Source organism: Actinomadura darangshiensis, assembly GCF_004349235.1.
GTDB lineage: Bacteria > Actinomycetota > Actinomycetes > Streptosporangiales > Streptosporangiaceae > Spirillospora > Spirillospora darangshiensis.
The window spans coordinates 1-19,352 of record NZ_SMKY01000063.1; the positions used below are offsets into that span (position 1 = coordinate 1).

Here is a 19,352-nt window from a genome sequence, read left to right on the forward strand (position 1 = left end):
CACACCCAAGCAGACCTCGACGAGGTCGCCCGCCAACTCAACCAACGCCCCCGCCACACCCTGGGCTGGAAAACCCCAGCCCAGGCACTCAACGAGTTCCTCGTTGCAACAACCGCTTGACACCGCCCCGCTCGAAACAACAACACGCCGCAGGTCAACGAGGGAGGGTGACGGCTACCGGGGTTACTCCCGCCTTGCGGAGTCGGGACGGGAGGGTTGCGGCGAACGGGTGGTGGTCCACCGGCAGGCCCTCGGGGTTGTCGATCACGTAGTGGACGACGCCGCCGGCGCGGGTCTCCGTCCACGTCGCGCCGACCGAGCGGAGCACCGAGGCGGCCTTCGCGGCCTCGGCGGTCTTCACCGACACGCGGATCGGCGACTCGTACGACGGCAGCGCGGCCGCCTGCTGAGCCGCCTTGGCAGTGGCGGTGACGTGCGGCGCCCCCGCCGGGTCCGGGCCGAGGATCGCGTTGTACAGCAGCTTCGCCGTCCCGTCGGTGAACGCGCGGAAGTTCGGCTCCGCCGCGAACAGCACGGAGCGCCCCTCGCCGACGGCCTGGTCCACGACCGCCGCGGTGCCGCCCAGCTCGTCCGCGCCGCGCTGGAACCCGGAGACGAACCAGTCGGGTGAGTCCACCTCCGGGTACGACGCGGCGACGCCGCTGGACGCCTTCATGACCATGTCGTAGGACGTGAAGTTCCAGGCCGTCCCGCCGACGCCCTTCGACAGCGGGCTGCCGTCGTCCACCTGGACGCGGAACAGCGTGCCCGGGATGTCGGACGTCGGCTCCGCCAGCGTCGCGGTCGTCAGGCCGAGCCGCGCCGCGAGCTGCGTGCCGCCCTGCCAGCCGATGTAGCGGCCGCCGCCGCGCGTCCACTGCTGGAGCGCGGTCCGCCCGCTGTCACCGAGCGCGGTGTACGCGGAGGACGCCGGGCCGTCCGGCGTGAGCAGCACCTCGACGCCCTGCAGCTTGCCCGCCGCGACGTCCGCCGGGGTGAGCAGCGTGAACGGCAGCTTCCAGTCGCGGTCGAGGCGGTGGCGCAGCCATCCGGCCGACTCCCGTGCGGACGACGACGTCGCCGACAGCTGGAGGATGCCGAGCTTCGGCGCCTTCCCCTCGTGGCCGGGACGCGGTGCCGCCGGCGTCCGCACCGGAACCGCCCGCGGGTGCAGGACGGCACCGGACGACCCGCCCGCCACGTTGCCGAGCAGCGGCAGGCTCCACGCCGTCACGTCGTAGAAGTACGGGAACGGCGTGTAGGAGTCCTCGTTGAGCATGGCCTGGATCCAGTGCTTCTGGCCCTGCGCCATCGAGATCCAGTACGTGCCCGCGGGCAGCGTCGTCTCGGCCTCGGGACGCCCGTAAGCCTTGAAGTCGGGGACGTCCAGCGGCCGGGCGAGCCGCTCGACGCGCACGCCCATCCGCTGCAGGCGCCGCACGATGAGCCGGACGCCCGCGCGCTTGGCCGGGTCGTCGTCGCGCAGGAAGTAGCTCCGGACCTTCCGGTCGGGCACCGGCCGGTCGACCTGGTTCGGCGGGTTGTAGATCTGGTTGGGCTCCAGCTCCCCGGCCTTGCCCTGCTCGTAGGCGTCGACCGTCATCGCGCGCCACTCGGTGAGGATCTTGTGCCGGTCGCGGGCCGCCGCCGACAGCGACACCCACTGGGTGAGGTACTGCTCCTTCACCCGCTCCGGGTACGGGCTCGCGTCGCCCTTCTCGTAGGTCATTCCCGCCGCGTGGAACGCGCTGGTCGGGACCGAGTCTCCGTACCCCTGGTAGAAGAGGTCGTAGACGTCGCGGTTGAAGAAGTCGATGCCCTGCCGCTTGAACTCGGCGGCCATCGCCGCGCCGTACATGTCGTTGATCCAGCCGACTGCCTGCTCGGGCGTCTCGTGGTAGACCGGGTCGGCGTTCGGCGGGAAGAAGAACGACGTCCCGCCCATCTCGTGGGCGTCGATGTACATCGCGGGCGGGTACTGGTTCAGCATCGCCAGCTTGCCGTCGGTCTCCGGCTGGGTGCGCGCGAACCAGTCGCGGTTCATGTCGAATCCGTAGGCGTTCTGCCGGGTCTTCAGCTCGCGGCCGTCCGGGTTCTGCGTCGGCAGGACGACGACGAGCGCGTTGTCGAGGATCGCGGTCGCGGCGCAGTCGGCGCGGTCGCCGAGGTCGCGGAGCACCTTGAGCGCGGCGTCCGTGCCGCTCGGCTCGTCGCCGTGGACGTTCCCGCTGATCCAAAGGATCGGCACGCCCCGGTCGGTGATCAGCTTGGCGAGCGCGGCGGGCGTGCGGGGGCTGCGGAGCAGGCCCGCCTCCAGCCGCACCTCCGCCAGCCCCGCCTTGGAGACCAGCTGGGGACGTCCCGCGATCGCGTACTTCAGCGGACGGCCCTGCGCGGTGGTCGCGAGCGTCCCGGACACGACGCGCTCGCTCTTCGCCGCGACCGTCTCCAGGTACTCGTCGGACTCGGCGGCGCTGACCGGCCGCTCACCGAGATCGAAGCCGAGAACCTGCTTGGGGGAGGGGACCTCGCCCCGGTAGACCGGCGTGGTCTGCGTCGGGTCGCAGCCGGGCGCGGCCGGGGCCGCGGCGGCGGGCGCCCCGAGCGACGCCGGCACCGCCAGGGACGCCGCCACGGCCAGGGGCAGCGCCAGTTCTCGGGCTCTCATGAGCCACAACGTGACACCGGCCGCCGGCGGCACCAACGGCAACTTCTGCCAAGATCAGTCGCGCTTCTCCGGGCGGGGCCGCGGGCCGGTCAGCGCGGCGGCCCGGTTGATCGCCTGCAGCGCGAACTCCTGCGTCCGGGTGAGGCCGCCCGGCCCGCGCCCGGGCTCGGCCGGCGCGGCGTCCTTCGGGGCGCCCGCGAGCTGCGCCTTCGCGCTCAGCCCGTACGACACGAACAGCAGCACGACGAACGCCGCCAGGTAGGCGAGGTGCTCGGCGAGGCCGCCCCACCTGCCCTTGAACACGTCCAGGACGGCGAACATCGCGAACCCCGCCATCCAGCCCGCCATCGGCGGCACGAGCAGCACGTCCCGGCGGAGCGCGAGGCCCGCGGCGGCGCAGACGACGAGCAGCACCTCGACCGCCTTGACGAAGACCAGGATCCCCGTCGCCGGACCGGACCCGAAGTAGCGCTCGATCTCGTCCAGCCGGTCGCCCCACAGCAGCACGGCGCCGGCGAGGCCGGCGACCCCGTACGCGATGAGGAACACGCCGACCGCGTAGTGGAACCGCTGCCACGTCGGCGACCGCTGCGCGAAGAAACCGCCGGCCGGCGTCGCGGTCGGGCCGGCTCCTGGCTGGGCACCCGCGCCCACCGTCATAGTCCGTCCCCCATGTTCCCGTTCATGTGTTAGGCGCAAGATATCCCGGATAGGGTTCCGCCGACCTCCGAAACGCGGTCCGCGCCGGCGTCCCCGGCCCGCCGTTTCCCGGCTGACCAGCCGGGGTGCTTGCGCACGGGCGGGCGAAGGGGGAGGCTGAAGCCACGTCGGGCCGCGCGGAGTCCGTGAGGAAGCAAGGATGACGCCTGACGATACGGGAACCGCCGCGCCGTCGAAGACGCGGATCGAATATCTGGAAGAGCTCGGCGAGGAACTGGTCAAGCGTGGCCTCCGGGTGCGTCTCACCCTGCCCCGCGGCCAGTCGCCCAGCCTGCATGTGCTGAACCCGGGCGCGTCCGCCCTCACCGAGAACATCCTGGCCGAGCAGGGCGCGGACGGCTGGTGGTACTGGTGGTCGTGGGCCGAGCGCATCGCGCCCGCCGCCGACGTCACCGCGGCCGCCGACAAGGTGGCCCTCGTCCTCGCCCTGCGCTGACGGGCGCTCTGCGGCCGGGGCGGTCCCGCGGGGCCGCCCCGGCCCTTGAATGTTGAGCCGCGAAACATTTCGCCGATCCGGCTCGGGCCGCGCCGCCCGCACGCCGTTCACGATCTTCCGGGCGGTGTCCATGCCCGTACAGGGCCGCACCCATGTTGATCTCGCGTTACGTGATTGTTACCGCCGACAACAAATCAACATGGCGACAGATCTGGCGTGACGGGCGAACGCGACATAAGTTGCGGGGCACAACATTCACGCCGATGGGCGGGCGAACCCGCACGCCGGCACCTGCTACCCCCCGGCCGCGGTACGGCGGCCACCCTCAGAAAGGACCCGGGCAATGCGCAAGGGCATCCTCAGCCTGCTGGCCGTCACGACGGCCGCGGCGCTCAGCCTCACCGCGTGCGGGGACGATGGCGGCGACTCCGGCGGTTCCGGAGAGGCCAAGGGCAAGGTCGGCGTGATCCTGCCCGACACCGCCTCGTCCGCGCGCTGGGAGAACTTCGACCGCCCCTACCTGCAGCAGGCCTTCAAGGCGGCCGGCATCGAGAGCGACATCCAGAACGCCGAGGGCTCCGCCCAGCGGTTCCAGACCATCGCCGACCAGATGCTCACCAGCGGCGTCACGGTCATGCTCATCACCGGGCTCGACTCCAACTCCGCCGCCGCCGTGCAGCGCAAGGCGCAGGCGCAGGGCGTCAAGACCATCGACTACGACCGGCTCACCCTGGGCGGCGTCGCCGACTACTACGTGTCGTTCGACAACGTGAAGGTCGGCGCGACCATGGGCGAGGGCCTGCAGAAGTGCCTGGGCGACAAGGACGCCAACATCGTCTACCTGAACGGGTCGCCGACCGACAACAACGCGACGCTGTTCGCCCAGGGCGCGCACAGCGTCCTCGACAAGGTCTCCACCTACAAGAAGGTCGCCGAGCAGCCCGTCCAGGACTGGAAGGCCGAGAAGGCCGCCACCCTCTTCGAGCAGATGTGGACCGAGCAGCACGGCAAGATCGACGGTGTGCTCGCCGCCAACGACAACCTCGGCAACGCCGTGATCTCGATCCTGAAGAAGAACCAGCGCGCCGGCAAGGTCCCGGTCACCGGGCAGGACGCCACCCCGCAGGGCCTCCAGAACATCATGGACGGCACCCAGTGCATGTCGGTCTACAAGCCCTCCAAGCAGGAGGCCGACGCCGCCGTGAAGCTGGCCGTCGCGCTGATCAAGGGCGAGAAGGGCCAGACGACCGCCACCTCGCACGACCCGGTGGGCAAGCGGGACGTCCCGTCGGTGCTGCTCAACCCCATCGGCATCAACAAGGACAATGTCAAGCAGGTCGTCGACGACGGTGCCGTCAAGGCCGCCGACCTCTGCAAGGGGGCGTACGCGGCCAAGTGCGAGGCCGCGGGCATCAAGGTCCAGTAACGACCCCCGCCTGACCTCGTGGCGGGCCCCGCACCGCTGAGGGCGTCCCGAGTCCCCGGAAACCCGGGACGCCAGGGGCCCGCCACGGGCGTGCGACAGAACCTGGAAGGAAACACGTGGCTAAGAACGGAGACCCCGTCCTCCGCCTGACCGGGCTCAACAAGAGCTTCGGCGCCGTCCACGTCCTGCACGACGTGGACTTCACACTGCGGCTGGGCGAGGTGATGGCCCTCGTCGGCGACAACGGGGCGGGCAAGTCGACCCTGATCAAGTGCATCGCCGGCATCCACCCGACCGACTCCGGGCAGATCGAGTTCGACGGCCGCCGGGTGACGATCGACGGGCCCCGCACCGCGTCCGATCTCGGCATCGAGGTCGTGTACCAGGACCTCGCCCTCGCCGACAACCTCGACATCGTGCAGAACATGTTCCTCGGCCGCGAACGCCGCCGGGGCCTCGTGCTGGACGAGTCGTCGATGGAGGAGGCCGCCCGGGAGGTCCTCGCGCGGCTGTCGGTGCGCACCGTCAAGTCCGTCCGCCAGCAGGTGTCGAGCCTGTCCGGCGGGCAGCGGCAGACCGTCGCCATCGCCAAGGCCGCACTGTGGGAGTCCAAGGTCGTGATCCTGGACGAGCCCACCGCCGCGCTCGGCGTCGCCCAGACCGAGCAGGTGCTCAACCTCGTCCGGCGGCTCGCCGACAGCGGCCACGCCGTCGTGCTCATCTCGCACAACATGAACGACGTCTTCGAAGTGGCCGACCGCATCACCGCGCTCTACCTCGGCCGCGTCGCCGCGGACGTCGCCCGTTCCGAGGTCACCCACGGCCAGGTCGTGGAGCTCATCACCGCCGGCCGTTCCGGTGATCTCGGCCTCGCGCCGACGACCGCCGCCGAGAGCATCTGAAGGGGGACCACGTGCCCACCGACATCCCCAGGCAGAAGAAGGACGCCGTCATGAAGCTGGCGGACACGGACTTCGCCACCGACCGGCGCGAGCACGACGTGCGGTCAGCGGCGCTGGACTACTGGAACAAACTCAAGGCCGGAGAGCTGGGCGCACTCCCCGCCATCCTCGGCCTCGCCGCACTCGTGGTGCTGTTCACCTCGCTGAAACCCGACACGTTCCTCAGCAAGGCCAACGTCGCGAACCTGTCCACCCAGGCCCTGCCCATCACGATCCTCGCGATGGGCCTCGTCTTCGTGCTGCTCGTCGGCGAGATCGACCTGTCGGCCGGCGTCGCGAGCGGGCTCAGCGCGTCCGTCATGGCCAAGCTCCTCGTCGACGGCGGCCAGCCCTGGTACGTCACCATCATCAGCGCGGTGGCGACCGGCATCATCATCGGCACCGTGATCGGCTGGCTCGTCTCGGTCCTGCGAATACCGTCGTTCGTCGTCACCCTCGCGTTCTTCCTCGGCCTGCAGGGCATCACGCTGCGGCTGATCGGCGAGGGCGGCACCGTCCCGGTGCGCGACGACGTCATCGTCGCGATCGCCACCAAGAACATGCCGATCTGGCTCGGCTGGGCGCTCGCCGTCGCCTGCTCCCTCGGCTACACCGCCACGCTGCTGCTGCGCTGGCGCCGCCAGCACGTCCGCGGCCTGCACTCCAAGCCGCTGGAGTTCGTGCTCGCCCAGTCCGCCGTCGTCGCGGCGGCGCTGCTGATCAGCACCTACGTGCTCAGCCTGGACCGGGCCCCCAGCCCGCTGATCACGCTCGGCGGCATCCCGTGGGGCGTGCTGCTGGTCGGCATCCTGCTGATCGTCTGCACGTTCGTGCTCGGCCGCACCAGCTACGGGCGGCACATCTACGCCGTCGGCGGCAACGCCGAGGCCGCGCGCCGGGCCGGCATCAACGTGGCCCGCATCCGGATCTCCGTCTTCATGATCGGGTCCGGGCTGGCGGCGGTCAGCGGCATCGTCGCCGCGTCCCGGCTCAACTCCGTCGCCACCGACGCGGGCGGCGGCAACACGCTGCTGTACGCGGTCGGCGCCGCCGTCATCGGCGGGACGAGCCTGTTCGGCGGGCGCGGCAAGGCCCGCGACGCGGTCCTCGGCGGGCTCGTCATCGCCATCATCGAGAACGGGCTCGGGCTGCTAGGCACCAAGGCCTACCTGAGCTTCCTCATCACCGGGGTGGTGCTCCTGCTCGCCGCCACCATGGACGCGCTGGCCAGGCGCCGGCGGACGGCCGCCGGACGATGACGCGGTGCGCGCGGTGACCCCGTGAACACGGCCGGAGACGCCAGGGAGCCGGTGGCCCGCGCCATCGGCTCCCCGGCGTGGCCGGACCGTTCGGGCGTGCCGCCGAGCCGTTCCGGCACCGGGAACGCTGCTGATACGCTCACTGACCACGACCGCCTGGAGGGCGGCGGTGCAGGACGGTGGGAGTCCCTCGGCATGTCAGTGACACCGGCCTTGGACCTGCGCGGCATCGGCAAGAGCTTCGGGCCCGTGAAGGTGCTGGACGACGTGTCGTTCTCCGCCTACCCCGGTGAGATCACCGCGCTCGTCGGCGACAACGGGGCCGGCAAGTCCACCCTGGTCAACTGCATCGGCGGCGTCCACCCGCCCGACAGCGGCGAGTACCGCTTCGAGGGCCGCCGGGTCCGGGTGCACAGCCCCCGCGACGCCAGCCTCCTCGGCATCGAGATCGTCCACCAGGACCTCGCCCTCTGCGAGAACCTCGACATCGTCCAGAACCTCTTCCTCGGCCGCGAGCAGCGCAACGGGCTCACCCTGGACGAGGACATGATGGAGGAGATCGCGCGCACCACCCTGTCCGGGCTCGCGGTCCGCACCCTCGGCTCCGCCCGGCGGCCGATCTCCACGCTGTCCGGCGGGCAGCGGCAGATCGTCGCGATCGCCCGCGCCGTCCTGCTCGACAACAAGGTCGTGATCCTGGACGAGCCCACCGCCGCGCTCGGCATCGCGCAGAGCCAGCAGATCCTGGAGGTCGTCCGGCGGCTCGCCGACAAGGGCCTCGCCGTCGTGCTGATCTCGCACAACATCAACGACGTCTTCGCGGTCTCCGACCGGATCGCCGCGCTGTACCTCGGCCGGATGGTCGCCCAGGTCCGCACGGCCGACGTCACCCACCGCCAGGTCGTCGAGCTGATCACCCGCGGGACCGGTGGAGAGGTGGGGCTGCGCCGATGATGAAGGCGGGCCCATCACAGGAGGACGTCCGGCGCCACAACCTCGGGACGCTGCTGCGCTTCGTGCACCTGCGCGGGCCCGCGTCCCGCGCGACGCTCGCCGAGTCGCTCGGCCTCAACCGCAGCACGATCATGGCGCTGACGACCGACCTCACCGCCGCCGGGCTCGTCCGCGAGGAGCTGCCGCGCGGCCCCGGCCGCCGCGCCGGGCGCCCCTCCCTCGTCGTGCGGCCCGAGTCCACCCGCGTGTACGTCCTCGCGTTCGAGGTCGGCGTCGACCGGTTCGCCGTCGCGCGCGTCGGGCTCGGCGGCGTCGTCCTGGACCGGCGCGAGGGCGTGCGCACCCGCGACTCCGACCCCGCCGAACTGCTCAGCGTGCTCGTCGCGGGCGCCCGCTCCCTCATCCGCAAGGCCGACGGCGACGCCGTCTGCGTCGGCGCCGCGGTCGGCTTCCCCGGCACCGTCCGGCGCGCCGACGACATGATCATGTTCGGGCCGAACCTGGACGTGGGCGATCTGCGGCTGGGTGACGCCCTGTCCCGCCGCCTCGGCCTCGGCATCCCCGTCTCGGTGTGCAACGACGCCAACCTCGGCGCCCTCGCCGAGCACGAGCGCGGCGCCGGGGTGAGCTGCGACAACCTCATCTACCTGCACGGCGACGTCGGCGTCGGCGGAGGCATCATCGCGCACGGCCGCCTGCTCGGCGGCGACGAGGGCTACGGCGGCGAGATCGGCCACATGATCATCAACCCGGGCGGCCGGCTCTGCGCCTGCGGCGCGAAGGGCTGCCTGGAGGCCGAGGTCGGCGAGCGCGCCCTGCTGCACCACGCCGGCCGCGAGGAGGACCCCGGCCAGGCCGGCCGCGACGCCGTCCGCGACATCGTCGTGTCCGCGGACGCCGGCGACATCGTGTCCCGCGAGGCCCTGCACCGGGTCGGCTCCTGGCTCGGCCTCGGCGTCGCCAACCTCGTCAACGTCTTCAACCCCGGCATGATCGTCTTCGGCGGCACGCTCCGCGACATCTACCTCGGCGCCGCCGCCCCGATCCGCAGCGTCCTCGCGAACGGCGCCCTCGCCTCGTCCCGCGAGAAGGTCAAACTCCGCACCGCCGCCCTCCGCGACGACACCACCCTCGTCGGCGCCGCCGAATTCGCCTTCGCCGAAGTCCTGGCCGACCCCGTCCAAGTGCTTGCACGGCTCCGAGCCCCCGAAGACACACCTGTCTAATTGCTTCTCTAATTGCTTCTTTCTCCTCCTTCGGGCCCGGGGGCCCTTCATCGTCGAAAAAAGCGGTGCGATCGCTGCATCGCTTCGGCTCGCCTGGCGGCTCGCTGCGCGATCAGGTTCTCGCAAGCTCGAACCTGCCTTCGGACGCGATCGCGATTCCTGAGGTTGTCGCGTGGTTGCGGCGCCGGCTGAGGTCGTTGCGAAATCTTGGTTGGGTCAGGTGAAGGTGCCGTAGGTGCTCCGGTAGAAGACCAGGGGGGTGCCGTCCTGGTGTTCGGCCAGGTCGTGGACGCGGGCGACGATTATCTTGTGGTCGCCGGCCAGGTGCTCCTGCTCTACCGTGCACTCGATCCAGGCGTGGGCGCCGTCGATGATGGGGGTGCCGCCCGGGGACTCCGTCCAGCCGATGTTCGCGAACTTGTCGATGCCCTTGCGGGCCAGCTGTTCGGAGACGGCCAGTTGGGCTTCGCTGAGGATGTTGACGCAGAGTTTCCCTGCGGTCCGCAGCGCCGGCCAGGTGGTGCTGGTGTGGGCGACGCAGAAGGCCACCAAGGGCGGGTCCAGGGAGACGGACGTGAAGGAGTTCGCGGCCAGGCCCGTGGGGCGGGCCGAGACCGGGTCGATCGCGGTGATGGCCACCACGCCCGTCGCGAACCTGCTCAGCACCGAGCGGAACCTGGTCGAGTCGATGCCGGTTGCCGAGCCGTTGGGCGATCCGCGCATGGGGGTCCGTTTCCTGCCGGGGATGCGTCGATGACCACTAAAGCCACCGCTGGGGCATGCTGATTCCCCGGGCGGGTGATCTCAGCCGAAGGTCCCGGCCGGGTGTCGGTCCCCGGACCGAGGCGGGGACTAGGGGCGCCGGGCCTCGGCGGGGGAGTGCAGGGGGATCGTGGTGTACGGGGTGATGTACGCGATCGCGGTCATGCCGTCCATGCTCAGGCGTCCGGCACCGGCCAGGTGGGCCTTGACGCGGGCCGGGACGCGCGGGCCCTCGTGCAGCGCCGCCCAGGCGATCCAGCCGACCGTGATGACCGCCCAGTAGGACACGAGCCGGTAGACGCCGACGGCCGCGGCGGCGGGGGAGAGGGTGGCGCCGAAGGCGACCAGCGACGCGGCCATGCTGCCCTCGATGGCGCCGAGGCCGCCGGGCAGCAGCGGCAGCAGGCTGCCCGCCGCCTGGGCGGCGAAGTAGGCGAGGGCGACGCCGTTCGGGTCGACGTCGATGCCCACGGCGTGCGCCGCCGACAGCAGCGCCAGGATGTCGAACACCCAGTTCAGCAGGGCCAGCGCGATGAGCGCCGCCCAGTCGCGGCGGGACGGCCGCAGCAGGTCGCGGGCGCCGGCCAGCCGCTCGGCGTACGGGGCGATCTTCGGGTGGGCGAGCGCGGCGCGGTGGGCGCGCCGCAGCGGCGCCGTCAGCAGGGCGCGCAGCGGGCGCCACCGCAGCGCGGGGACGAGCAGCACCGCCAGCAGCAGCGGGACGGCCAGCGCGAGCAGCGCGAACCCGCGGGCGTGCGGGTCGGCCAGCAGCGCCAGCAGCCCGACCAGGGAGTAGGCCGTGGTGGTGATCACGCCGCCGGCGAGGATCACCGCAGTGGCCAGCTGCGCCGACGCCCCGCCGCGGCGGAACTGCCGGAACGTGTAGACGACGCTCACCGCCGGGCCGGCCGGCAGCGTCGTGGACAGCGCGTTGCCCGCGTAGGTGATCGCGAACGCGCGGCGCAGCGTCATCCGGAGGCCGCCGATGCGCAGGAGCCGGCGCTGGAGCCGGGCGAACGCGCCCATCGACCCCGCCACCGACAGGACGACCATCGTGAGCCAGCCGGGGTCGGCGTGCGAGGCGGCGCTCCAGATGGCGCCCAGGTCGGGCAGTTCGTCGCGGTAGAGCGGCAGCGCGGCGAGGGCCCCCAGGACCAGCGCCCACTGGACGATCAGGCCCGCCTTGCGCCGCCACCACGGACGCGGTGGCGCGTGCTCGTCGGGTTCGTCCCCGAGCGGGAACGGCGCTTCGGCTTCGGCCGGGGGGTGGGCCGGTGCCGCGACTGTCTCGTACATGTCCCGGTCACCTCGCAAGCTCGCCCGTATTGCGCAACCTACGGCCCGCCTATGACATTCCCCCGGGTCCGGAAACGAACCGCAAAGTGACTTGTGCCACGTCCGTCGCGGGGGCGGCGATCAGCGGACCGAGCTGGGACCTTTCTCAGGCTCCGACAGGTGATCACCGGACGCCTGGCATCTCCCTTCCTGTCCTGTTCTGCCCGTTCTTGCAGAAAGGACGCCATGCCGGCCGCGGAAAGGACGATCGTGATCGGCCTCGTCGTCGGCCGTGCCGGGGAGTTCGGCGGCGGTCCTTGGCCGGTATCGGCGGCACGAGGCCGGGCCGGGGGAGTGCGCGGCGCCCGCACCGGGGGTGCGGGCGCCGCGCGGGCTCAGGGTCTGCGGGTGGGGTTCACCGCGTCCTGCTCGGCGGGGTCGTTGGGCTCCGGCCAGCGCTCGTCCTCGCCCCGCCGGGCCGTCTGCTTCTCGTAGTCGGTGATCCCGACGCCGTCCGCGCTCTCCTCGGTCTCCTCGATGACGAGGTCCTCCGGCGGATCCTGCACGTACTGCTCGGTCAGGGCGATCTCCTCCTCCTGCTCGTCGTCGCCCATGTCGTCGATGTCCGCGCGGAAATCGCGATCCTCGCCGGGCTTGCGTTCCGTCATGGCCCTCTCCATCGGCTCGGTTTCGCTGATCGGACCGGTATCCCCGCTGACCCGCGCGCTATGCGCGGTCGCGGACCGCGACCAGGCCGCCGATGACGCCCACGTAGGCGGTGCCGTCCGGGCCGAGGGTGATGGGCGCCCAGTTGTTGTCGAACCACTTGCCCGTGCCGGTGAGCACCTTGTAGACGGTCCGGCCCGTGTGGACGTCCACCGCCGTCAGGTACCAGGCGTCGATGAGGTCCTTGCGCGGCTCTTTCGTGTAGAGGTAAAGGAGCCCGGCCGGCACCGAGACCTTGGCGACCGTGGACGGTGAGCGCTCCTTGCTCGTCCAGGCCGTCTCGCAACCCTTTCCGCCCGGCCGCACGTCCACGCGACTCACTCCGCCCACCGACGACCCTCCCGGCGGAAGCTCGAAGAAGTTGCGGTAGCCGTAGTTGTTCTCGACGAACAGGCTGTTCCCGTAGCCGATGAGCGAGTTGTCCGTCGCGCTGGCCCTGCTGCCGAACACGGGGATCTGGCAGACGAGTGCGCCGTCTTCCCTGCGCCGGACGACCACGTGCATCCGGTCGTCGGCGTTGTCGGTGATGGCCACGTATCCGTCGCCGAAGAACGTGGGCGTCGTCCCGGAGCCCTGGTCGATCTGGCCGGGCTTGCGCCCGCTGCCCCGGTCGTACGGCTGGCGCCAGACGACCTGCGGCGTGCCGCTCGCGTCCGCGCGCATCTGGTAGAGCGCGTGGTCGGAGACGATCGAGACACCGTTCCCGGCCGCCGCGAACGAGTTCTGGATGCTCTCACCGGAGAGCCGCGTCGTCCGGACGGTCCCGGACTCGGGGTCCACCGTGCCGACCACGCCGTTCCGCGTGATCCACCAGATGAGGCCGCCCCAGTCGGGCCCGACCGCGGTGATGGGGTCGCAGTCGCCCTTCGGCCACGGGTTCGTCCAGGTCGCGCAGTCGTGGGGGAGGTACCCGCCGAGGTCCCAGTCGTCGGTGGCCTTGAAGCGCCACTTGCCGTCCGGCCCCTTCTCGTGCGCGAACCGGCGCAGGTGGAAGTCGGAGTCGGCCAGGACGGCCCGGTCCTGCGGATCCAGGTAGTAGTACGCGCCGCCCGAGGTGTCGGTGAGCACCTTGTCGAAGCTCAGCGAGAACACCGCCTGGACGGTGGACGCCCTGGGCGGCAGGTCGTACGTCGCCAGGTCCTTCAGCGTCTTCGGGTCGATGAGGCGCAGGACGAAGGTCGTTCCGCGCGTGCACTGCGCGACGATCAAGCCCGTGCCGCGGGCGAACGTCACCGTGGAGCACAGTCCCGGGAGTCCGCCGCCCTTGGCCTCGTTCAGCACCTCTGGATCGCGGCCGAGCGGCCCGGGGAACGGGTACGTGTCGGACGCGTAGCTGTCGGCGTGCATGGACGACGTCCCCACCGGCCCCTGGTGCGGGTTGGCCGGGACGGGCCGTCCGGCAAGGGGCTCCGGCGTGGCCGGACCGCCGATGTAGGCGGGGACGAAGCCCTTTCCGGGCCCGTCGGGGATCGGATCCGCCGCCGCCGGGACGGCGACGCCCAGCAGGGCGACGGAGAGGAGGGCGGCGAGCACGGGTCTGCGCATGGAGGCTCCTAGACGGGACGTCGGCGGCCCGGTCGCGCCCTCCGGACAAAAAGATGATCGTGCAATGAGCCCGAATGGTTACGATCCGGGGCATGGGCGTACAAGCTGTGATCTTCGACTGGGGCGGCACGCTGACCCCGTGGCACGACCTCGAACCGGCCGACATCTGGCGCACCATCTGCTCCCCCCACCTCCCCGCGGACACCGTCGAGAAGGCCGTCTCCGCCCTCGTCGCGGCCGAGGGCGAGCTGTGGCGCCGGGGCAGCGAGGAGCACCGCAGCGCCACGCTCGCCGAGGCGTTCGCGATGGCCGGGGTGCGGCCCACCGACGCGCTCCTCGCCGCCCACTTCGAGACCTGGACCCCGCACACCCACACCGACCCCGCCGTCCCCGGCCTGTTCGGCGCCCTCCGCGAGCGCGGCATCAAGATCGGCGTCCTGTCCAACACCATCTGGACCCGGGCCTGGCACGAGCGCGTCTTCGCCCGCGACGACGTCCTCGGCATGCTCGACGGCGCCGTCTACTCCAGCGAGATCCCCTGGACGAAGCCGCACGCGGAGGCGTTCCGCGCCGCCATGGACGCGGTCGGCGCCACCGACCCGGCCTCCTGCGTCTTCGTCGGCGACCGTCCCTACGACGACATCCACGGAGCCAAGGCCGCCGGTCTGCGGGCCGTCCAGATCCGGCACCAGACGACCCACGCCTTCGAGCGTCCCGGCCTCACACCTCCGGATGCCCTGATCCACAGCCTCGACGAACTGCTCCCGCACGTGGAGCGGTGGTGTTCACCCTAGGGTTTGGCGGCGACTACGAGGTCTCGGGAGATGGCCTGGTCGACGCGGTGGCGGAAGCCGCGGTAGGCGTCGGAGTCCTGGACGTGCAGGCCGCTGGAGGCGAGGATCTCGGCGAGTTGCTCGCGGCGGCCGACGAAGGTGTTCCAGGAGATGCCGATGGCGCCGCCGGGGCGCAGCAGGCGCGTCCATTCGGGCACTGCGGCCGTGAGCAGCTCGACCGGGCTGCGCGACAGCTGCGGTCTGCCCTTGCGGCCGGGCTGCGCGCCCTTGGAACGGCTGCCGTGCTGCACGCCGTACGGGGCGTCCGTCACGATCAGGTCGAACGAGCCGGGCCGGAAGAACTTGCCGGCCCCTAGGGAGTCGGCGTTCACGACGGTGATCTCCATCGTCTCGCCGCTCTTGTACCGCTCCTTGGACGCGCCGAGCGTCACATGGAGCCGCCGCCCGAGGACGGCCTTCTCCCGCCGCACGTTGGCGACCTCGGCCTGGTGCTTGACCCGGTTGTTCTTCAGCCAGGTCTTGATGAAGGCGGCGTAGGCGTCGAAGTCCTTGCCGTCGATGTCGATCCCGGCGGTGTCCAGTCCGTACATCACGGCCTGGTTGAGGGTGGTCCCCCGTCCGCACATGGGGTCGAGCACGCGGGGGCGGCCCGTCACCAGGTCCATGGGGGAGTCGGTCGCCATGGCCGTGACGTTCAGCAGCAGCTTGGTGAAGTACTCGTTGGTCTTGCCCGAGTACTTCTGGATGGTGAGCAGGTCGCTGCCGAACAGGTCGAGAGGCTGGAGCGGCACCGGACGGAGCAGTTCGCCCTCGATCTGGAACAGCGCGTAGAGCGACGACAGGTTCGACAGGAGCCGGACGTCCTGTTCCGTCAGCTCATCGGCGGTGAACGTCACGTACGGGACGCCGCCTATCGCGGTCTCCTCGACGTCGCGCACACGCCCGCCCAGGGCTCGTTCGCTGAACACCGTCAGCTCCGCCTTCACGAGGTCGGCGGCGGCCTGTGCATAGACCCGGTTGTGCGATGGGGAGACGAGAAGGCCGTACGCGGTCATCTGGTGGACCTTACTGGACGTCAAGGGCGGAGGGCCGCCGGAACGGTCTCGTGCCGGCGGCCTCCGCACGGCCCTTGGGCGGGCCGTTCCTCCCGGGTCAGGCGGCTCGCGCGGAGTGCTCTCGCTTCTTGCCCGTCTCGGACGCGGTGCCGGGGGCGCGCGAGGCGGCGGGCAGTGCCCGGGTCTCCCTGGCGGGCGGCAGTTCCGGAGTGGCCCGCTCAAGGGCCGGGCCTTCGAGGGCCGGCAGATCCGGCAGGTGCCGCGCGGCGGCGTCGAGCAGTTCGTGGACGCGGCTCTTGAGGCTGGCCAGGTCGGCGCGCGCCACGTCGGCCTGCGCCTGGGCCCGGCGCGCCTGGCGCCGCGCCGCGTCGCGCTCGGCCGCGAGCCGGTTCAGCTGGTCGTGGTAGGCGGCCCGCAGCTCGTCCAGGGCGCTCGTCCCGCCCGTCTGCGGAGTCGTGGTCACGTGTGGGCTCCCTCCCCCCGGGTCGTCCCGGTAAAAGGACTAACGGCATTTATCGGGCACTTCGTTCCCGTCGTGCGGAAGATCACTCACCCGGTTCGGGACGCGGCGCGAGCGCCGCGGCCGGCAGCCCGGGAAACGCCTCCGCGGGAGCGCCGGCGCCCGCCCGCGCCCGCCAGCGCGCCGACCACGCCGCAGCCCGCTGCGCGCTGTAGGCGGCGAAGGCCCGCAGGTCGGGGGAGGAGACGCCGGAGAGCCCGACGTAGGCGGGGACGAGGCCGTCCTCCAGCGCCGCCGCGAGCCGGGCGGCGCTGTTCACCGAGGTGACCTTGACGGGCAGCCGGTACGCGGTCGCCGTGGCGACCGGCTCGGCGGACAGGATGGAGATCAGCTCGTCCCGCCGGGCGCGGTGGGCGTTCCACCGGTCCTTCGCGGTCTCGCGGAGCGTCCCGCTCAGCCGCGCGCCGAGCACCCCGTACCCGTACACGGCCGCGTGCTCGGCGGCCAGCACGGTCTGCACGGCCGCGGCGTCGGACCGCGACCGGACGGGCGGAGCGTCGCCCTGCGCCGCCATGGCATGGCCGGCCTCGCAGGCGCCGATGCTCGCCAGCAGCTGGGCGAGGGCGGGGGCGGCCTTGGCGGCGTCCGCCGTCCTCGCCTTGGCCGCGCGGTCCTCCAGTCCGCGCAGCGCCGCGAGGCCCCGCCCGCCGGCGGGGATCCGCGCCGCGCCGGCCTGCGGGATGGCGCCGCCCTCGTCCGCCCGATCGCCCGAACCGGGTACGTAGTGGCGCTTCAGGACGGCCAGATGCCTGCGGTGGTGGGCGAGGACGGGGTCCAGCCGCCCCGCCAGCGAGGCGTTCGCGGCGCGCGCCGACTCGTAGGCCGCGATCAGGTTCTGCTCGGACGTGATCGCGCCGACGAGGACGGGCACGTCCGTGCGCGGGGCCGCCTCCGCCGCGCAGCCCGCCAGCCAGGGCAGGCCGATCCCGGCGGCGCCGCCCAGCACGGCTCCCCGCGCCAGCAGCGCCCGGCGCGACAGGGTTCCCGGCAGGCGCGGGGCGGCCTCTGGCAAGGGAGTCTCCTCACCCGGTGGTGTGGTGGTGGCCCGCTGCGGGCACGGGTCTCCGGCCGCGTCCATCAGGCCAGCTCAAGCATTCCATATCCGGCGCGCCGGTGAGCCGTCCGAAAGACCGTCGCGGTCCCCGGCTGTCGATAGTCTTGGAGGTGTCAACGGACGAGCGGTGACACCGCGAACGCAAGGCGACACGACAAGAGGAGGGCCCATGAGCGTCGAGTCCCGTGGCGGCCGCGCTCAAGGGAGGCGCGGGCAGCAGGGGCGTGAGGCCCCGGCGCGTCCGGCGCGCGACGCCGCCGTCACCGCGCTGACCGAGCTGCTCACGCCCGCGGTGACCGCCGCGGGCTTCGACCTGGAGGAGGTCGACGTGCGGCCCGCCGGGCGCCGCCGGCTCGTCCGGATCATCGTGGACGGGGACGGCGGGGTCGGCCTCGACGACATCGCCCGGGTGAGCGAGCGGGTCTCCGAGCTGCTCGACGGGTCCGATGTCATGGGGACCTCGCCGTACGTGCTGGAAGTGACCTCCCCGGGCGTCGACCGCCCCCTCACCGAGCCGCGGCACTGGCGCCGTGCCGCCGGCCGGCTGGTCGTCGCCCCGCTGGCCGAGGGAGGCCAGATCGAGGGCCGGGTCGTCTCGGCCGACGACGAGGCCGTCGAGATCGAGGTCGTCCAGAAGCGCCGGGGCAAGGGAGCCGGCGGCAAGGACGGCGGTAGGTCCGCGGGGCCGAAGACCGCCGGCCCCGAAGTCGTTCGGCGCCGATTCGGCCACGGCGAGCTCGGGCGCGGCCGCGTGCAGGTGGAGTTCAAGCCCGCCGCCGGGGCCGAGGAAAAGCGTTCTCCGGCCGAGCCGGACTAGAGGGGGAACCTCGTGGACATCGACATGACCGCCCTGCGGTCCCTGGAGAGCGAGAAGGACATCTCGCTCGACGTGGCCGTCAAGGCCATCGAAGACGCACTGCTGATCGCCTACCACCGGACGGAGGGCGCGGCGCCGAAGGCGCGCGTCGAGCTCAACCGGCAGAGCGGGCACGTGACCGTGTGGGCGACCGAGACCGACGACGAGGGAAACGAGGCCGGCGAGTACGACGACACCCCGACCGGGTTCGGCCGCATCGCCGCGACCACCGCCAAGCAGGTGATCCTGCAGCGGCTCCGCGACGCCGAGGACGAGCTGACGTTCGGCGAGTACGCGGGCCGCGAGGGCGACATCGTCAGCGGCATCATCCAGCAGGGCAAGGACCCGCGGAACGTGCTGGTCGACCTCGGCAAGATCGAGGCGATCCTGCCGCCGCAGGAGCAGGTGCCCGGCGAGCGCTACGAGCACGGCGAGCGGCTGCGCGCCTACGTGGTGCAGGTCCGCAAGGGGCACCGCGGCCCGTCGGTGCAGCTGTCGCGGACGCACCCGAACCTCGTCCGCAAGCTGTTCGCCCTGGAGGTCCCGGAGATCGCCGACGGCACCGTGGAGATCGCGGCGATCGCGCGGGAGGCCGGCCACCGCACCAAGATCGCGGTGCGCTCGCGCAAGCAGGGCGTGAACGCCAAGGGGGCCTGCATCGGCCCGCTCGGCAGCCGGGTCCGCAACGTGATGGCCGAGCTGCACGGCGAGAAGATCGACATCGTGGACTGGTCGGACGAGCCCGCCGAGTTCGTCGGGAACGCCCTGTCCCCGGCGCGTGTTTCGAACGTCGAGGTGCTCGACGCCGACGGCCGGGTCGCCCGGGTGATCGTGCCCGACTACCAGCTGTCCCTCGCCATCGGCAAGGAGGGGCAGAACGCGCGGCTCGCGGCACGGCTCACCGGCTGGCGGATCGACATCCGGTCCGACACCGAGCCCGCCGCGGAGCCCGCCGCCGAGTCCGGTGCCGAGCCCGCCGACCAGCCCGGTGCCGAGCCTGCCGCCGAGTCCGCCGCGGAGTCCGGTGCCGGGGCCGCGCAGACGCCCCCGAAGAGCGCCGAGTCCGGCGAATCCGGATCTTCTGCGTCAGGAGAGCATGCGACCGGCCCCGCCGACGCCTCGGCGCGGTAGACTC

The 19,352-nt window shown here is 72.0% G+C and carries 18 protein-coding genes and 1 pseudogene; 10 read left to right on the plus strand and 9 right to left on the minus strand.

All coding sequences use genetic code 11. The annotated features are described in order from the left end of the window. A pseudogene (locus E1293_RS50720) lies at positions 1-120 on the plus strand (IS30 family transposase); the annotation flags it as partial. Positions 121-154: 34 nt separating this feature from the next. Here E1293_RS50720 and E1293_RS16235 read toward each other — a convergent pair. Next, entirely contained in the window at positions 155-2,668 is a 2,514-nt protein-coding gene (locus tag E1293_RS16235; protein WP_132198238.1) for a M14 family zinc carboxypeptidase, read from the minus strand. Positions 2,669-2,722: 54 nt separating this feature from the next. Then, positions 2,723-3,328 (minus strand): hypothetical protein, encoded by a 606-nt coding sequence (locus E1293_RS16240; RefSeq protein WP_132198239.1) that lies wholly within the window; start codon positions 3,326-3,328, stop codon positions 2,723-2,725. Positions 3,329-3,527: 199 nt separating this feature from the next. On the opposite strand from E1293_RS16240, the gene E1293_RS16245 reads away from it, so the two are divergent. From E1293_RS16245 to E1293_RS16270, 6 genes are all read left to right on the plus strand, one after another. Continuing rightward, positions 3,528-3,824, plus strand: a complete 297-nt coding sequence (locus tag E1293_RS16245) for a hypothetical protein (RefSeq protein ID WP_132198240.1) — start codon at positions 3,528-3,530, stop codon at positions 3,822-3,824. A gap of 343 nt (positions 3,825-4,167) precedes the next feature. Beyond that, positions 4,168-5,250: a sugar ABC transporter substrate-binding protein gene (locus E1293_RS16250; RefSeq protein ID WP_132198241.1), complete on the plus strand. Its 1,083-nt coding sequence runs from the start codon at positions 4,168-4,170 to the stop codon at positions 5,248-5,250. Between the two features lie 116 nt (positions 5,251-5,366). Beyond that, on the plus strand, positions 5,367-6,152 hold the full coding sequence (locus tag E1293_RS16255) for an ATP-binding cassette domain-containing protein (protein WP_132198242.1): 786 nt from the start codon (positions 5,367-5,369) through the stop codon (positions 6,150-6,152). Positions 6,153-6,163: 11 nt separating this feature from the next. Beyond that, positions 6,164-7,450 (plus strand): sugar ABC transporter permease, encoded by a 1,287-nt coding sequence (locus tag E1293_RS16260; protein ID WP_243716261.1) that lies wholly within the window; start codon positions 6,164-6,166, stop codon positions 7,448-7,450. Between the two features lie 195 nt (positions 7,451-7,645). After that, positions 7,646-8,404: an ATP-binding cassette domain-containing protein gene (locus tag E1293_RS16265; RefSeq protein WP_132198265.1), complete on the plus strand. Its 759-nt coding sequence runs from the start codon at positions 7,646-7,648 to the stop codon at positions 8,402-8,404. Then, positions 8,404-9,630: an ROK family transcriptional regulator gene (locus tag E1293_RS16270; protein WP_132198266.1), complete on the plus strand. Its 1,227-nt coding sequence runs from the start codon at positions 8,404-8,406 to the stop codon at positions 9,628-9,630. Before E1293_RS16265 ends, E1293_RS16270 begins: the two co-directional genes overlap by 1 nt. Before the next feature lie 216 nt (positions 9,631-9,846). On the opposite strand, the gene E1293_RS16275 is transcribed toward E1293_RS16270, so the two are convergent. From E1293_RS16275 to E1293_RS16290, 4 genes are all read right to left on the minus strand, one after another. After that, entirely contained in the window at positions 9,847-10,353 is a 507-nt protein-coding gene (locus tag E1293_RS16275) for a flavin reductase family protein (protein ID WP_132198243.1), read from the minus strand. Positions 10,354-10,482: 129 nt separating this feature from the next. Beyond that, positions 10,483-11,688, minus strand: a complete 1,206-nt coding sequence (locus E1293_RS16280; RefSeq protein WP_132198244.1) for a lysylphosphatidylglycerol synthase transmembrane domain-containing protein — start codon at positions 11,686-11,688, stop codon at positions 10,483-10,485. Between the two features lie 374 nt (positions 11,689-12,062). Next, positions 12,063-12,335, minus strand: a complete 273-nt coding sequence (locus E1293_RS16285; RefSeq protein ID WP_132198245.1) for a hypothetical protein — start codon at positions 12,333-12,335, stop codon at positions 12,063-12,065. 58 nt (positions 12,336-12,393) lie between these two features. Continuing rightward, positions 12,394-13,938: a PQQ-binding-like beta-propeller repeat protein gene (locus E1293_RS16290; protein WP_132198246.1), complete on the minus strand. Its 1,545-nt coding sequence runs from the start codon at positions 13,936-13,938 to the stop codon at positions 12,394-12,396. A gap of 92 nt (positions 13,939-14,030) precedes the next feature. On the opposite strand from E1293_RS16290, the gene E1293_RS16295 reads away from it, so the two are divergent. Continuing rightward, positions 14,031-14,732 carry an HAD family hydrolase gene (locus E1293_RS16295; protein WP_132198247.1) on the plus strand — a complete coding sequence of 234 codons (702 nt, stop codon included), beginning with the start codon at positions 14,031-14,033 and terminating at the stop codon, positions 14,730-14,732. On the opposite strand, the gene E1293_RS16300 is transcribed toward E1293_RS16295, so the two are convergent. The 3 genes from E1293_RS16300 to E1293_RS49465 form a co-directional block, all read right to left on the minus strand. After that, complete coding sequence (locus E1293_RS16300; protein WP_132198248.1) at positions 14,729-15,787, minus strand: TRM11 family SAM-dependent methyltransferase; 1,059 nt, start codon at positions 15,785-15,787, stop codon at positions 14,729-14,731. The two genes, E1293_RS16295 and E1293_RS16300, sit on opposite strands and share 4 nt — an antisense overlap. A gap of 97 nt (positions 15,788-15,884) precedes the next feature. Further along, positions 15,885-16,250 (minus strand): hypothetical protein, encoded by a 366-nt coding sequence (locus E1293_RS16305; RefSeq protein ID WP_132198249.1) that lies wholly within the window; start codon positions 16,248-16,250, stop codon positions 15,885-15,887. 82 nt (positions 16,251-16,332) lie between these two features. Continuing rightward, the gene (locus tag E1293_RS49465; RefSeq protein ID WP_243716262.1) at positions 16,333-17,319 is read right to left on the minus strand and encodes a ferritin-like domain-containing protein; all 987 of its coding nucleotides are present in this window, start codon (positions 17,317-17,319) and stop codon (positions 16,333-16,335) included. A 211-nt stretch (positions 17,320-17,530) separates the two neighbouring features. Here E1293_RS49465 and rimP point away from each other — a divergent pair, with 211 nt between their 5' ends. Further along, a complete protein-coding gene (gene rimP, locus E1293_RS16315) occupies positions 17,531-18,178 on the plus strand; it encodes a ribosome maturation factor RimP (protein WP_132198250.1) in 648 nt (215 codons plus the stop codon). 24 nt (positions 18,179-18,202) lie between these two features. After that, positions 18,203-19,348 (plus strand): transcription termination factor NusA, encoded by a 1,146-nt coding sequence (nusA, locus tag E1293_RS16320; RefSeq protein WP_132198268.1) that lies wholly within the window; start codon positions 18,203-18,205, stop codon positions 19,346-19,348. Positions 19,349-19,352: the final 4 nt, after the last annotated feature.

What these genes read in the sequence shown, in the direction of transcription:
- E1293_RS16235 (WP_132198238.1), bottom strand. Translation starts at nt 2,668, where the DNA reads ATGAGAGCCCGAGAACTGGCGCTGCCCCTGGCCGTGGCGGCGTCCCTG.
- E1293_RS16240 (WP_132198239.1), bottom strand. Translation starts at nt 3,328, where the DNA reads ATGACGGTGGGCGCGGGTGCCCAGCCAGGAGCCGGCCCGACCGCGACG.
- E1293_RS16245 (WP_132198240.1), top strand. Translation starts at nt 3,528, where the DNA reads ATGACGCCTGACGATACGGGAACCGCCGCGCCGTCGAAGACGCGGATC.
- E1293_RS16250 (WP_132198241.1), top strand. Translation starts at nt 4,168, where the DNA reads ATGCGCAAGGGCATCCTCAGCCTGCTGGCCGTCACGACGGCCGCGGCG.
- E1293_RS16265 (WP_132198265.1), top strand. Translation starts at nt 7,646, where the DNA reads ATGTCAGTGACACCGGCCTTGGACCTGCGCGGCATCGGCAAGAGCTTC.
- E1293_RS16270 (WP_132198266.1), top strand. Translation starts at nt 8,404, where the DNA reads ATGAAGGCGGGCCCATCACAGGAGGACGTCCGGCGCCACAACCTCGGG.
- E1293_RS16275 (WP_132198243.1), bottom strand. Translation starts at nt 10,353, where the DNA reads ATGCGCGGATCGCCCAACGGCTCGGCAACCGGCATCGACTCGACCAGG.
- E1293_RS16280 (WP_132198244.1), bottom strand. Translation starts at nt 11,688, where the DNA reads ATGTACGAGACAGTCGCGGCACCGGCCCACCCCCCGGCCGAAGCCGAA.
- E1293_RS16285 (WP_132198245.1), bottom strand. Translation starts at nt 12,335, where the DNA reads ATGACGGAACGCAAGCCCGGCGAGGATCGCGATTTCCGCGCGGACATC.
- E1293_RS16290 (WP_132198246.1), bottom strand. Translation starts at nt 13,938, where the DNA reads ATGCGCAGACCCGTGCTCGCCGCCCTCCTCTCCGTCGCCCTGCTGGGC.
- E1293_RS16295 (WP_132198247.1), top strand. Translation starts at nt 14,031, where the DNA reads ATGGGCGTACAAGCTGTGATCTTCGACTGGGGCGGCACGCTGACCCCG.
- E1293_RS16300 (WP_132198248.1), bottom strand. Translation starts at nt 15,787, where the DNA reads ATGACCGCGTACGGCCTTCTCGTCTCCCCATCGCACAACCGGGTCTAT.
- rimP (WP_132198250.1), top strand. Translation starts at nt 17,531, where the DNA reads ATGAGCGTCGAGTCCCGTGGCGGCCGCGCTCAAGGGAGGCGCGGGCAG.
- nusA (WP_132198268.1), top strand. Translation starts at nt 18,203, where the DNA reads ATGACCGCCCTGCGGTCCCTGGAGAGCGAGAAGGACATCTCGCTCGAC.